Raw genomic sequence first — 13453 nt, 5'->3', positions numbered from 1 at the left:
CCGGGCTACCGATCCGCAGACGGTTGTGAACCTGTAGCCCGGCTAAGCGCAGCGCAAGCCGGGAAGAAAACCGCAGCAAGGCACCCGGCATCGCACCTTCCCCGGAGGCGACGCGTTGCGCCTGTCCGGGCTACCGATCCGCAGACGGTTGTGAACCCGTAGCCCGGTCAGCGCAGCGCCACCGGGGAACAGCCGCGCTATGAAGCCAGCGGTTTGCCATCCCCGCGGGCGAAGCGGTTTTCGACGACCGGCAGACCCAGCTTCTCGCGCAGCGTGCCGGTCGGATAGCGATCCCGCATCGCGCCGCTGCGCTGCAGAATCGGCACTACCTGCTCAACGAAGCGGTCGAAGTCCCCCGGCAGCAGCGGGAACATCAGGTTAAAACCATCGGCGGCGCCGGCGCGCCAGGTTTCCGTCAGCGCGCTGGCGATCTCCTCGGCGCTGCCGATGAGCAGCCAGCTATCGGAGCTTTGCAACAGCAGCTTGCCCAACGCCAGGATCGTCAACTGCGGATCGTAATCACGAATCAGCCTGAGGGCGGTGCGGATCCCATCAAAGGTCTCTTCCTCCGGCAGCGGCGGCAGCGGTTGGTCGACGGGATAAGCGGATAAATCCATGCGCAGATAGGAAGAGAGCAGGTCGATGGCCATCTGGTCGCTCATTAGCTGCTCGTTAAGCCGCTGGCGCTCTTCCTTTTCCGCGTTTGAATTCACCACCACCGGTAAAACGCCGGCGATGATTTTGAAATGCGCCGGATCCCGGCCGTGGCTGCGCAAACGCTGGTTCATCTCTTCGCGGTAGGCCAGCCCCTCAGCGATAGATTTGATAAACACAAAATGCATATCTGACCAGGCGGCGGCGAGGTTTTTACCCGCCTCCGACGAGCCGGCCTGCACCAGGACCGGGTGCCCCTGCGGCGGGCGAGGGACGTTCAGCGGCCCGCGCACGCGGAAGAACTCGCCCGCGAAATCAAGATGATGCACCTTGCTGGAATCGGCAAACAGCCCGCTGGCTTTGTCATAGCGCACCGCGCCGTCTTCCCACGAGTCCCACAGCTGAGTGACCACATCAATAAACTCACCGGCGCGCTGGTAGCGGCTGCCGTGCTGCGGCAGGTGGTCAAGGCCGAAGTTGGCCGCCTCCTCCTCCAGCCATGAAGTGACGATATTCCAGCTGGCCCGCCCGTTGCTGAGAAAATCGAGGGAGGCAAAATAGCGGGCGAGATTATAGGGCTCGTTATAAGAGGTGGACGCCGTGCCCATCAGGCCGATATGTTCCGTCACCGCCGCCAGCGCCGAGAGGAGAGTGATGGGCTCCAGCCGGGCGTTAGCGTAGTGGGTTAAGCCGCTGGGCACCGTGTCCCAGATAGCGATATGGTCGGCGATAAAAATGGCGTCGAGCGTCGCGGCCTCCGCTTTACGGGCCAGATCGGCATAGTACTTGAGGCTGAAAATTTCCTTCTCCGGCGCCTGCGGGTGACGCCAGGAAAAGCGGTAGTCACCCTGGGGATTGAAGAAGAAAAGGTTCAGGATCATAGGATTATTTGGCATTTTCTCGGCTCAGTTGGAGGTGATGCCTTCCCTGGCATGGCGGCAATCAGTTGCCGTTGAGGTGCGTTTTGACCCACTGTTCGGCCACCGCCGCCGGATCTTTATGCTGCAGATCGACCTGCTGGTTAAGTTCGATCAGCGCGGCGTTGTTCAGCTTGCCGGAGACCTCATTGAGCACTTCGCTGATTTTCGGCGTCAGGCTGGCTTTGCGCACCAGCGGCACCACGTTCTGGCTCGGCTGCTCATGCTTATCATCCTCCAGGACCACCCAATCCTCTTTCGCGAGGTTGCCCTGAGTAGAGACGACCGTGGCGACGTCGATTTTGCCGGAGTTCAGCGCCAGACGGGTCAGCGGCCCGCCCATATCCAGAGATTTCACCGCCTTAAATTCAAGCCCGTAGACGCGCTTAAGGCCCGGCAGGCCCAGGGCGCGCACCGGGAATTCCGGCGGGCCGCCGATAGTCAGCTGATGTGCCACGGGCTGCAGGTCGGAAAGCTTGCTGAGGTGATATTTTTTTGCCGTTTCCGCGCGCACGGCCCAGGCGGTAATGGACGAGGCCGGGGAGGGGGTAAGCAGCGTAAAGTCCGCCGGCAGCGCTTTGGCTAACTCAGCGCTAACGTCGCTCTGGCTGGTAGCCAGCGTTTTGCCGTCATAATAGTTCAGCAGGGCACCGAGATATTCCGGAACAATATCAATTTCGCCGCTCTGCAGCGCCGGAATAATAATCTCGCGATTACCGAGATTAAGACGGGTTTTCACCGCAATATCGTTTTTCTTTAGCGCGCTGGCGTAAATATTGGCAAGGATTGAACTTTCGGTGAAATTCGCTCCGCCAATGGTGACGTCCTGCGCCAGGGCGTTAAAACTTAAGCTTAATAATCCCGCGGTGAATACCGAAAGACGCAAGCGGCGACGATACGCGGAAATGCTAAATAGCTGCTTCATAATACCTCTTTACCTGCAGGTGGTTTTTTGTTGTTGGGAAATTAATTTATTTGCGTGACCGGCGCCGGAACGATGCGCCGGGAGAGTAATGAAAAAAGCAGCTCGCAGCCGATGGCCAGCAGCGATACCACTAGCGAACCGGCAATGACCTGGGGAATATCGCGCTGGCCAAGTCCGTCGATCAGAAAGCGCCCGAGGCCGCCAAGGCCGGCGTAGGCGGCGACGACGGCGGTCGCGATCAGCTGTACCAGCGCGGTCCGCAGGCCGGCGAGTATCAGCGGCGCGGCGAGCGGTATCCGCAGCTGCCACAGGCTCTGGAGTGGCGTCATGCCCAGCGCTTTTGCCGCATCGCACAGCTGACGGTCGGCATGATAAATGCCAACCCAGGCGTTGGTGAGGATCGGCGGAATCGACATCGCCACCAGCGCGGTAAAGACCGGAATATCATTAAAGCCAAACACAATAATGCATAAAAGAATTAAACCTAAAGAGGGAATGGCGCGACCAATATTAAACAGATTAATAATCACAAACGCGCCCTTGCGCCAGTAGCCGAGAATAATCCCCAGCGGCAGCGCAATCGCCGAGGCAACGACGATGCTGATCAGCACATAATAAAGATGCTCGCGCAGGCGAAGTAATATTCCCGCATCGCCTGTCCAGTGCTGCGGTTGTAATAACCAGTGAAATGTTGCTTGCAAGATATCCATTAGCGGGCCCACGGCGTTAGCCAATAGCCGACGCGGGCAATCAGCGAATCCAACAGCAGAGATAGCGCAACGCTGAGCACCAGGCTGACCGCGATAGGCGTGACAAAGTTCTGGTTAAACCCGGCTAACAGAAGCTGCCCGAGACCGCCCTGGCCAATTAAGGCGGTGACCGTCACCAGCCCGACCAGCGTCACCGAAGCGATGCGTAACCCGGCGAACAGCGAGGGCAGCAGCAGATGCAGCTCTATATCGACAAAACGAAACCAGCGGGTATAGCCCAGCGCGCGCGCCGACTCCAGCACCGTCGCCGGGAGTTTCTCTATTCCGGCGATAACGTTGCGCAGCAGGATCAGCAGCGAGTAGAGCGTCAGGCCGATGATTGAGGTCATCAGCGACAGTCCGGTAAACGGCAGTAATAGAATAAACAGCGCCAGAGACGGGATGGTGAACAGTATCCCGCACAGGTAGATCAGCGGCTGGGCGGCCGCGGGCCAGCGCAGCGTCAGGCTAATCAATACGCCGGTGAAGAGGGTGCCGAAAAACAGCGAAACGATCACCAGCTGTATATGCTGCCAGAGCAGTTCACCGATCATGATTTTGTTGTCGAGGATCCACGGCCAGTCAATCATAGCGGCGAAGATCCACGCGGCCTTCCAGCACGTTCTGCAGCAGAGCGTGGGAGATGCTGCCCTGATATTCACCGTCGGTATCGACATGAACCACTACGCCGCCGGGCGCATCCAGCAGTGCGCTGTAGGCAAAGCGCAGCGTGTTGATGGCCGCCAGCGGCGCGTCGACCGGCAGCGTGCGGCGCTTAACCGGATCGAACCAGTTCAGCGGACGCCGTTTTTTGTCCAGCACCAGGCGCAGCGGACTGGCGACCGGCGGATGCGGGCTGGCGATGGGGGAGAGGCTCTCATCAATAAGCGGCACGTCATGGCGTGGGAGCTGTCCGACCTGAATTCTCCCCAGCCGCTGCAGATTCGGTTCGGGGCCGATAAAACGGCGCACAAAGTCGCTGGCCGGATGCGACAAAATATGGTCAGGCGTGGCGAACTGCGCCAGCTCGCCGCCCTCCTGGAAGATAGCGATTCTATCGCCAAGGCGAATCGCTTCATTGATATCATGGGTCACCAGGACGATCGTTTTGCGCAGACGCTGTTGCAGCAACAGCAGCTCGTCCTGCAGGCGCTCGCGAACCACCGGGTCGATGGCGGCGAATGGTTCGTCCATCAGGAGAATAGGCGGATCGGCGGCCAGCGCTCTGGCGATCGCTACGCGCCCCTGCTGGCCGCCGGAAAGCTGGTGCGGATAGCGGGGCAGGACGTTGCGGTCGAGAGACATCAAATCCACTAATTCGTCGATGCGCGCCTGGATATGCTTTTTGCTCCAGCCGAGAAGGCGCGGAACCGTGGCTATATTTTGCGCGACCGTACGATGCGGAAAGAGGGCGGCGCTTTGCATGACAAAGCCAATTTGGCGGCGCACCTGAATAATATCGGCAGCGGCAAGCTTAACGCCCTGAACGTATACGTCACCGGCGTCAGGAATATCCAGCTGATTAATCATCCGCAGAATGGTTGTTTTTCCGCACCCGCTGGGGCCAACGAAAGTGCACAGTTCGCCGCTATTAATCACCAGATTAAGGCCGCGAATAGCCGCATGCGCGCTGCCGGGGTAGGTCTTGCGAATATTATCGAGTTTAATCATAAAGCCGTTGCGCCCTGAATGTTCTTTCATGAAAAGCATGAATAGAGCACAAGCTACAGAGGCGGTGATTAACGAGCAAATATGATATTTGCATTTGCAATGCCGCGATTCGAATTAAAGCGTCGACGTCAATCAGCGTGCGGGAGAGATTCGGTAAAAGGGCTGGTGAGCGGGAGAGTTAAAACCCGCTGGGGCTTATCGCATCGATCCGCTCTCCGCTAACCGGATGCACGAAATGCAGTTCGCCGGCGTGCAGCATCAGACGCGGCGCCTGTTCTGTTCCCGGAAGCAACAGACCGCCGTACAGATCGCAGCCCAGAATAGGGTGGCCAAGCCACTGGCAGTGGATACGCAGCTGATGGGTGCGGCCGGTTTCCGGCGTCAGCTGGACCCGCGTCACCGGCACGCTACCTTGATAGCGCAGGCGCTCAACCACCCGATAGCCGGAGCGGGCAGGCTTGCCGCGGCGCGGGCAAATCGTCATCAGCGGAAACAGCGCCGGATCTTTGGCTATCGGAGCGTCAACGGTTCCTTCATCATCCGCCAGATGCCCGCACAGCAGCGCGCTGTAGACTTTGCTCACCGCACGCTGGCTGAACTGCTGGCAGAGCGCGGCGTTGATGGCCTTGTTGCGCGCAATCACCATCAGTCCGGAGGTGCCGAAATCAAGACGATGCGCCAGAGTGCAGCCGGGAAACCGCTGTACCAGCCGATAATGCACCGAGTCGAGATTACGCGGATTTTTCCCCGACAGACTCAGCAGGCCCGAGGGTTTATCGATCAGCAGCAGATGGTCATCCTCGTAGAGGATGTCGATTTCAGCGTGGCACGGCGGGGCGATAAAGGTATCGATAATCGTAGACATCAGGCTGCACGGAGAGGGAGTGGATGCGGATGATAGCGAATTTCCCGCCGCCATGCGAGTTATGCGGTCACGGTATTCATAGACTTAATATGCTGCCAGAAGCGCTCGGCTGACTGGTTGAGCCGCGCGCCGGAGCGGTAAATATAGGCGCCGATCGGCAGCGACAGGCTCTCATCCATAATCGTCAGGCGGCCCTCCTCAAGCTCGCGCTTGATAGAGTACTGAGGCAGCCAGCCCACGCCGTCGCCGTTGAGGATCATGCGTTTTAATAGCTCGCTCATCGAGGAGACAAAGGTCAGCGAGAAGGTGATCTCCGGCTTGCGGTCGATCACCTGATTCACCTGGCGCCCCATATAGCTGTCGTTGGCGTATTTCATCAGCGGCAGCACCCCGCGGTGTAAATGAAAAAGCGGCCTGCCGTGTTTATCGCAGGGAGAAACGAGGTGCAGCGCCGAGTCAAAAATTTTGTGATTGATAAACGGATAGTTCATCAGCTCTTCATTATAAAACGACAGGATAAAATCACTTTTGCCTTCTTTCAGGTTGAACACTGCATCGTTGACGTTAATCGATTCAACATGAAAAGTTTTATTCTTTCGGTCGGTATAACCGGCGATGATTTCCGGAAGTAATAAAACGGAAAGCGACGGCGCCGCGTCGATTCTTATTTTCTGGGTGGTGTTGTTCAGCCCTTTAATTCGGCTAATCTGGAAGTCCATGTCGTCGAGCATATTTCGCGCATAGCCGACAAAAATCTTCCCGCGGTTGGTCAGCTGCAGCGGGTTTGCCGAACGGTCGAAGATACTGAAGCCCAGCGACGCCTCGAGCGCCTGGATGCGGCGGCTGAAGGAGGACTGGGAAATATTGCGGCTTTTTGCCGCCAGGGTAAAGCTTCTGGATTCCTCAAGGGCAATCACATCGTAAAGCCATTTTACTTCAAGATTCGCCAGCACCGATCCGTTCCTCTGCCCTGCAATAATAGCTATGCAATTTTAGCATGATGCATAGAAACTATGCAATTAACATAATTATCTACAGGTGTTAACATTTTTTGCAGAGTTAGCTTATGACTTATTCGTGCAAACGATATTTCTAAAGTTCAGGCGACACCCTACACGAGCACGATTTTACATCGCCGGCTCTGGTCTGTTCATCCTGTTTATTTAATTTCACGATGGTTTTTTTATTAAAATAAATCCATCCGCTTAGCTGACAGGTTGAAATACCCTAATAGCATCTTATCCAGCCAATAGTTTGTCAGGAGTGCCATGTCACGTATTGAATCAGTAAAAGACGCTCTTCTTTCGCTCGGTATTCAGGAGAGCAGCGAGCTGTTTTATAACCCCGATTACGACTTGCTGATTGCGCATGAAACCAGCCCGGAATTAACCGGCGCGGCGCGCGGCGTCATGACCGAGTCCGGGGCCGTTGCCGTGGATACCGGGATCTTTACCGGGCGCTCGCCGCGCGACAAATATATTGTCAGGGACGATCTGACGCGTGACACCGTCTGGTGGGCCGATTCCGGCCTTGGCCGCAACGACAATAAGCCGCTATCCACCGAGATATGGGCAGATCTGAAGGCGCTGGTCGCCGGACAGCTGAGCGGCAAGAAATTATATGTCGTTGATGCGTGGTGCGGCGCCAGCCCGGCAACGCGCCTGGGCGTCCGCTTCGTCACCGAAGTGGCCTGGCAGGCGCACTTTGTCAAAAACATGTTTATTGCGCCGAGCGCAGAGGAGCTGGCTGAATTTACGCCGGACTTCGTCGTCCTCAACGGCGCGGGCTGCACCAACGATAAATGGCAGGAGCAGGGGCTCAACTCCGAGAACTTTGTCGCGTTTAACCTGAGCGAAAAAATTCAGCTTATCGGCGGCACCTGGTACGGCGGCGAGATGAAAAAAGGCCTCTTCTCGGTGATGAACTATCTGCTCCCGCAGCAGGGCATCGCCTCGATGCACTGCTCGGCGAACCGCGGTGAAGCGGGGGACGTGGCCCTGTTCTTCGGTCTTTCCGGCACCGGTAAGACCACGCTTTCCACCGATCCGCTACGTCAGCTGATCGGCGATGACGAGCACGGCTGGGATGATGACGGCGTGTTCAACTTCGAAGGCGGCTGCTATGCCAAGACGATTAATCTTGACCCGCAGGCCGAGCCGGAAATCTATCGCGCGATTCGTCGTAACGCGCTGCTGGAAAACGTGGTGGTCAGAGCCGATGGCAGCGTGGATTACGCCGATGGCAGCAAGACCGAAAATACCCGCGTCTCTTATCCGCTATCGCATATTGAAAACATCGTGAAACCGGTGTCGCGCGCGGGCCATCCGTCGAAGGTGATTTTCCTTGCCGCCGATGCCTTTGGCGTCCTGCCGCCGGTATCCCGTCTGACGACCGAGCAGATGCAGTATCACTTCCTGTCTGGCTTTACCTCGAAGCTGGCCGGTACCGAACGCGGCATTACTCAGCCCACGCCAACGTTCTCTGCCTGCTACGGCGCGGCGTTCCTGCTGCTGCACCCGACGCAGTACGCCAGCGTTCTGGCGGCCAAAATGGCGGAGGCCGGCGCCGAGGCCTGGCTGGTTAACACCGGCTGGAACGGCGAAGGCAAGCGCCTTTCGCTGCGCGACACGCGCAATATCATCAGCGCGATTTTAAACGGGACCACCGGCGAGCTTCGCGAAGAAACGGTACCGGTATTCGGTCTCGCTATCCCGCAAAGCGTGCCTGGCGTGGACAGCGCGCTGCTTGACCCGCGTAGCGGCTGGCCTTCTGCCGACAAATGGCAGGAGAAGGCCGAGAGTCTGGCGCAACTGTTTATGGATAACTTTAAGCAATATACCGATACCGATGCCGGCGCGCGGCTGGCGTTAGCCGGCCCAACGCTGACAAAATCAGCCGTCACCGCCTAAACTCTTTTTTCAGTGACCAACCCGGGCAGCCGCCCGGGTTTTTTACGTCAGCCCTCGCCGGGGGAGTGGCGCAGGAACTTGACTCTGCCTGGTTAGCGATTATAAATAAAGGGATGCAGGGCTAAGTATTGGGGCTAAATAATTTCATGACATCATTGTTATGAGAATTATCCTGGCAACCCTGCGGCGATGACTTCCCCGATACGCTGATATTAATAAATAAAGGAATGACTATGAAACTCTGGAGTAAAACGCTGATCGCTTCTGCCGTTTGCTTAATTCTCGCCGGCTGTGATGATTCATCAAAAGTTGATGCAAATCTGGATAAAGCAAAAGATAACGCGCAGCAAATTAAAGAGGCGGCGTCCGATAAAGCCGAAGCAATTAAGGATGAAGCGGATAAACACATTGATGCGATAAAAAAACAGGCGGCGGACGAGGCGAACAATCTCAGCAGCCAGGCCTCCAGCATCAAGGCGGAAGCGGATAAAAAAGCGGAAGCTATTGCTCAGCAAGCCCAGGCCCAGGCTGATGCCGTGAAGCAGGATGCCCGGCAGAAAAGCGACCAAATCGTGCAGGAAGCGGGAAAAATTAAAGACAGCGCGATTGTTGATGCCAATAACCTGGCCAACGATGCGGCGAATAAAACCAAAGAGATTAAAGAGAGTATCGCTCCCGCTAAAACTGCAGAAGAGGCGGCCGACTCCAGCCAGCCGTCATCGCACTAATTATTTATCGTCTTCCAGCCTTATCGCCACACTATCTTCAGCTCGTTGGTTCGCTGAAGATAGTGTGGATTCAGCCTGTTACCCGTGGTTCACCCAGACTAATTTTTCTACCGGGAAGCCGAGATCCCGCGCGATGCGCAGATACTCCTGCTTAATGGATTCCGGGATGGTCGGCGTGCGCGACAGGATCCACAGATAGCCGCGATCGGGACCGCTGACCAGCGCATACTGATACTGGCTATCCAGGGCGATCACGTTGTAGCCGCCGTAAAACGGGCCAAAGAAGGAGACTTTCAGCGCGGCGGTGGTTGGCACCGCGGTAAAATACGCTTTACCTTCGCTCTCGCTCCATTTCTGTTTCCGCGGATCGTAACCGCGGTTAACCACGCTGATGCCGCCATCGCTGCGCTGACCATACGTTGCGGTAACCCGCTCCAGGCCGCGTTCAAAACGATTTTCGAGCCGGGCAACCTCATACCATTTCCCCAGATAACGGCTTGCGTCAAAGTTATTTATCGGCTGGACCCCCTTGGGCGGAGTGGGGGATTTACAGGCGACAAGCGTCAGGGCGATAGCCACACCCGTCAGAACTGGCCATATCTTCATGTGAATTCCTTTTGTGAACGCGGAGGAAAATAAGTATAGCGCAAGCGCGCGGGCCTTTATTCACGCCCCAGGGATGCACCTTATATTCAGATAATTCTATCACTTCGAATGGGCTGTTGCCCTGCTCGCTATTTTCCTCGTCCTGCTTCCGTTAAGGTGATTATCACAAAAAGTTGAATATATTTTAGCGGCCCAGGTGCTAACGTTTGAACGTTATTATTCACAACGGGAAAACATCGTGAAAAAATTATCCAGTTTGATTTTGTTATCTGCTATGTCTGTCGCTCCAGCCGCATTTAGCGCCCCCGTCGGGACGCTCAGCGTGCATATTCTCAATCAGCAGACGGGTCTGCCTTCATCGGGCGTGACGGTCACCCTTGAAAAACAGCAGGCGAATAAATGGACAGCGCTGGCCACCAGCGTCACCGACAACGATGGTCGTATTAAATCGCTCTATCCAGCTGAAGGGGATATGCAGCCGGGGATTTATAAAGTGACCTTCAAAACCGGCGATGACTTCAGCAAACAGAAACTGGCCTCGTTTTTCCCGGAGATCCCGGTTCTCTTCACCGTCACGCGCACCAATGAAAAGCTGCATATTCCACTGCTGCTCAGCCAGTATGGTTACTCCACCTATAAAGGCAGCTAATCGCTACGTCCATTCTGAATAAGCAAAAAGCCTGCGCGCAAGCAGGCTTTTATCGGGCGACTATCGGGAGATAGCCGTGCTGAGTGATTCTGCTGGAGGATCCTTAAAAATCCTCTTCTCTGGATTATTATCTGGAAGCGTGCTATCAACCGCATCCCCTGTCGGGGATTATGGCGCAGAAGATCTTGCACATTAAAAACCAGAAACAGGTCTGGGCTCGTTGACCGGACCTGCTTGCGTGGCGGCTGGATATTAAAACTGCCAGGTCATGCCAACGCCAAAAGTGTCGTCGGTCGAAATACTGAAAGGCGTATTTTTATCCAGCTGATTTATTTTGTAATCGACATAGGTAAAGAAATTCTTGTTCAGGAACCAGGACAGGTTAATATCGAGATATTTCATTAAATAGATATCACCGCTATTCTCGATATCTTTTCCTCGCGACTGGAACCAACCAATGCCGGGAATAATGCCGTTATCAAAAACATAGCGGGTATAAACTTCGAAGTTTTCACTTTTATTCGCATAGCCATAATTTTTGATAGGTGTAATATTATATCCTTGAGAATATTTTACCGCCGCATAAAGACTGCCAGAATCGTATTTAAAACCGGTAGCCCACATTTCCGCGTGCTTACCACCACCGTAGGCCAAAGCCTCCTGTTCCGCCGTGCGTCGTGAGTTGCCGTAAGCGGCCAGCAGAGAGCCGCCCCAGTCGAAATCGTAGCTAACCGATGCGCCTGCGCCATCACCGTTAGAACCATAGACTGAACGGCTGCTATTGTTACTCCCGGATCCGTTCTTTCCCTGATATTGCAGAGCGAATTTAAGGTTATCGTTCAGGCCGAAGAAGTTGGTGTTACGCCAGGTTAACAGCCCGTTGGCTCTGCCCGTAAGAAAGCCATCGGTATAGCTATCGGTCATGATGTCAAAGATTGGCGCATAGTCGGTTATGCTGGCGACGTCATAGAGCACGCCGGAATTTCTTCCATAGTCGATGGAACCCAGGTCAGCGTATTTTAACCCGGCATAAGCATAGCGGGTTTTGGTACCGTCTGAACCGTCAGATTCCGCGCGATTTCCCTGAATATTATATTCCCATTGACCAAAGCCGGTGAGCTCGTCATTAATTTTAGTCATGCCCTTAATACCTAATCTGAAATAGGTATTATCGCCATCAATGGTTGTATCATCGCTAAAATAGTGGCGAGCACGAATGCTACCATATAGATCTAATTTATTGCCATCCTTATTATATATTTCTGCCGCAGGGGCTGCTGCGGACGTAAGAATAACCACCGCAAGCAGTGTGTTTTTATACATTTTCATTTTTAGCGCCTCATCATTTTAGAATAAAGGCGGTATGGAACCGCCTTTGCATTAGTTATCTGTTTAGTGAGCGTGGCCTTGCGTCTTGAGGAATTAGCGAGCGGTACTCTTCGTGGTCTCTTTGCTCAAGGTGTTCTTCCTTCGCTTGTGAAATGATCGCTGGGGTGGTGAGAACGCGAATTGCCGAGGCGGCCATCACACGACCAGCCAGCAGCAGCCCCTTGTGGGCGTAGGAGGTTTTTCCCTGGGTAACCATCTGCCATGAGTGCGGTGGTGTGCCCCAGGCGCAGGTGGTGATATAGACCTGGCCGACAGGCAGCAGCCAGCTCACGTCACCAACGTCCGTTGAGCCATTGAGGAAATCAGGTTCCTGGCGAAACGGCGTGATGTCTTCGGATAGCGTGCGGCCCCTTTTGGCGACTTTGCGCTTTTCTTCCTCAGAAAAGGTCTCTTGTATCGCCTGGGCGAAGGCTTTTTCTTCAGGGCTAAAGGTGACCGGGCCAGTTTTGAGCAACTCTTCGTTCATTACGCTGGCGAGGGTGACGTTAGGGATAAGATCGGCCGAGGCCGCATCAAATTCAATGGTGACTTCCGTTCCGGTCATCAGCGCCGCGCCGCGAGCGACATCGTCAACGCGCTGAGTGATTTCTCGAACTTCCTGCATTTTGGGTGAGCGTACTTTGTACAGAACATGGGCCTCAGACTGCACCACGTTTGGCGCGTTGCCACCCGCGTTGGTGATGGCGTAGTGGAGCCGCGCTTCAGGAATAATATGTTCACGCAGGAAATTGGCCCCAACGTTCATCAGCTCAACGCCGTCAAGCGCGCTGCGCCCCATGTGCGGACTGAATGCTGCGTGGGTGCTTTTGCCTTTAAACAGATATTTCACCTGGTTAGTCGCAAGCATTCTGGCGTTGTAGGCCAGATTCTCGTCCCACGGGTGCCAGGTGAACGCGACGTCAACACCGTCAAACAGCCCGGCACGCGCCATATAGGCCTTGCCGCCGCCGCCTTCTTCAGCCGGGCAGCCAAAGTATTTCACCGTTCCCGCCAGGCCGAGTTCTTGCATACAGGCTTTGGTCGCTAGCGCAGCTGCCAGCGCACCTGCGCCAAGAAGGTTATGCCCGCAGCCGTGGCCGTTTCCCGCAGCGACGACGGGAGAAAAAATATCGCAATTGGCCTGCTGGCTTAATGAGGGCAGGGCGTCATATTCGCCGAGAAAAGCAATGACCGGTTCGCCGCTGCCGTAGGTGGCGACAAACGCCGTATCGATGCCGCCAGCCTTTCGTGTGACCTGAAAGCCATTGTCTTCAAGCGCTTGCGCCATCAGTTCAGCAGACTGCGCTTCTTCATAGCGCACTTCGGCAAATTCCCAGATCTTGTCGCTAACGGCGGTAATACGTTCACGTTGTTGTTCAATCGTACGTTCAATAATCGATAAGTAGTTCATC

13 protein-coding genes are annotated in these 13453 nt (G+C 55.3%); 3 read left to right on the top strand and 10 right to left on the bottom strand.

All coding sequences use genetic code 11. The features are described from left to right. Window positions 1-197: 197 nt before the first annotated feature. The 7 genes from ABLU96_RS16490 to ABLU96_RS16460 form a co-directional block, all read right to left on the bottom strand. Window positions 198-1535: an LLM class flavin-dependent oxidoreductase gene (locus ABLU96_RS16490; RefSeq protein WP_086073790.1), complete on the bottom strand. Its 1338-nt coding sequence runs from the start codon at window positions 1533-1535 to the stop codon at window positions 198-200. Between the two features lie 61 nt (window positions 1536-1596). Further along, complete coding sequence (locus ABLU96_RS16485; protein ID WP_014838787.1) at window positions 1597-2496, bottom strand: ABC transporter substrate-binding protein; 900 nt, start codon at window positions 2494-2496, stop codon at window positions 1597-1599. Between the two features lie 41 nt (window positions 2497-2537). Beyond that, window positions 2538-3206 (bottom strand): ABC transporter permease, encoded by a 669-nt coding sequence (locus ABLU96_RS16480; protein WP_014229784.1) that lies wholly within the window; start codon window positions 3204-3206, stop codon window positions 2538-2540. Beyond that, a complete protein-coding gene (locus tag ABLU96_RS16475; protein ID WP_048262552.1) occupies window positions 3206-3835 on the bottom strand; it encodes an ABC transporter permease subunit in 630 nt (209 codons plus the stop codon). The genes ABLU96_RS16480 and ABLU96_RS16475 overlap by 1 nt, the downstream gene beginning before the upstream one ends. Beyond that, a complete protein-coding gene (locus tag ABLU96_RS16470) occupies window positions 3828-4916 on the bottom strand; it encodes an ABC transporter ATP-binding protein (RefSeq protein ID WP_048262569.1) in 1089 nt (362 codons plus the stop codon). Before ABLU96_RS16470 ends, ABLU96_RS16475 begins: the two co-directional genes overlap by 8 nt. 178 nt (window positions 4917-5094) lie before the next feature. Continuing rightward, window positions 5095-5781, bottom strand: coding sequence for an RluA family pseudouridine synthase (locus tag ABLU96_RS16465; protein ID WP_064405776.1), 687 nt, complete (start codon window positions 5779-5781; stop codon window positions 5095-5097). Window positions 5782-5840: 59 nt separating this feature from the next. After that, complete coding sequence (locus ABLU96_RS16460) at window positions 5841-6734, bottom strand: LysR substrate-binding domain-containing protein (protein WP_004851947.1); 894 nt, start codon at window positions 6732-6734, stop codon at window positions 5841-5843. Between the two features lie 315 nt (window positions 6735-7049). Between ABLU96_RS16460 and pckA the strand changes: the two genes are divergently transcribed. Both pckA and ABLU96_RS16450 read left to right on the top strand, forming a co-directional pair. Beyond that, window positions 7050-8690: a phosphoenolpyruvate carboxykinase (ATP) gene (gene pckA, locus ABLU96_RS16455; RefSeq protein WP_014229780.1), complete on the top strand. Its 1641-nt coding sequence runs from the start codon at window positions 7050-7052 to the stop codon at window positions 8688-8690. Window positions 8691-8923: 233 nt separating this feature from the next. Continuing rightward, a complete protein-coding gene (locus tag ABLU96_RS16450; RefSeq protein ID WP_014229779.1) occupies window positions 8924-9418 on the top strand; it encodes a hypothetical protein in 495 nt (164 codons plus the stop codon). Between the two features lie 78 nt (window positions 9419-9496). Here the strand turns inward: ABLU96_RS16450 and ABLU96_RS16445 are convergent, their stop codons facing one another. Further along, window positions 9497-10024, bottom strand: coding sequence for a lipocalin family protein (locus ABLU96_RS16445; protein ID WP_046877752.1), 528 nt, complete (start codon window positions 10022-10024; stop codon window positions 9497-9499). Between the two features lie 238 nt (window positions 10025-10262). On the opposite strand from ABLU96_RS16445, the gene uraH reads away from it, so the two are divergent. Then, window positions 10263-10673 (top strand): hydroxyisourate hydrolase, encoded by a 411-nt coding sequence (gene uraH / locus ABLU96_RS16440; protein WP_064358150.1) that lies wholly within the window; start codon window positions 10263-10265, stop codon window positions 10671-10673. 252 nt (window positions 10674-10925) lie between these two features. Here uraH and ABLU96_RS16435 read toward each other — a convergent pair whose 3' ends face one another. Both ABLU96_RS16435 and ABLU96_RS16430 read right to left on the bottom strand, forming a co-directional pair. Next, window positions 10926-12002 carry a porin gene (locus ABLU96_RS16435; protein WP_048262544.1) on the bottom strand — a complete coding sequence of 359 codons (1077 nt, stop codon included), beginning with the start codon at window positions 12000-12002 and terminating at the stop codon, window positions 10926-10928. Between the two features lie 55 nt (window positions 12003-12057). Beyond that, window positions 12058-13452, bottom strand: coding sequence for a M20 family metallopeptidase (locus ABLU96_RS16430; protein ID WP_064358149.1), 1395 nt, complete (start codon window positions 13450-13452; stop codon window positions 12058-12060). Window position 13453: the final 1 nt, after the last annotated feature.

The organism is Klebsiella sp. CN_Kp106 (assembly GCF_040064575.1).
Classification (GTDB): Bacteria; Pseudomonadota; Gammaproteobacteria; order Enterobacterales; family Enterobacteriaceae; genus Klebsiella; species Klebsiella michiganensis.
This window is presented reverse-complemented; position numbering and strand designations above follow the sequence as displayed.

Coding starts and splice junctions, on each gene's coding strand:
- ABLU96_RS16490 (WP_086073790.1), bottom strand. CDS start 1,535: ATGATCCTGAACCTTTTCTTCTTCAATCCCCAGGGTGACTACCGCTTT.
- ABLU96_RS16485 (WP_014838787.1), bottom strand. CDS start 2,496: ATGAAGCAGCTATTTAGCATTTCCGCGTATCGTCGCCGCTTGCGTCTT.
- ABLU96_RS16480 (WP_014229784.1), bottom strand. CDS start 3,206: ATGGATATCTTGCAAGCAACATTTCACTGGTTATTACAACCGCAGCAC.
- ABLU96_RS16475 (WP_048262552.1), bottom strand. CDS start 3,835: ATGATTGACTGGCCGTGGATCCTCGACAACAAAATCATGATCGGTGAA.
- ABLU96_RS16470 (WP_048262569.1), bottom strand. CDS start 4,916: ATGATTAAACTCGATAATATTCGCAAGACCTACCCCGGCAGCGCGCAT.
- ABLU96_RS16465 (WP_064405776.1), bottom strand. CDS start 5,781: ATGTCTACGATTATCGATACCTTTATCGCCCCGCCGTGCCACGCTGAA.
- pckA (WP_014229780.1), top strand. CDS start 7,050: ATGTCACGTATTGAATCAGTAAAAGACGCTCTTCTTTCGCTCGGTATT.
- ABLU96_RS16450 (WP_014229779.1), top strand. CDS start 8,924: ATGAAACTCTGGAGTAAAACGCTGATCGCTTCTGCCGTTTGCTTAATT.
- ABLU96_RS16445 (WP_046877752.1), bottom strand. CDS start 10,024: ATGAAGATATGGCCAGTTCTGACGGGTGTGGCTATCGCCCTGACGCTT.
- ABLU96_RS16435 (WP_048262544.1), bottom strand. CDS start 12,002: ATGAAAATGTATAAAAACACACTGCTTGCGGTGGTTATTCTTACGTCC.
- ABLU96_RS16430 (WP_064358149.1), bottom strand. CDS start 13,452: ATGAACTACTTATCGATTATTGAACGTACGATTGAACAACAACGTGAA.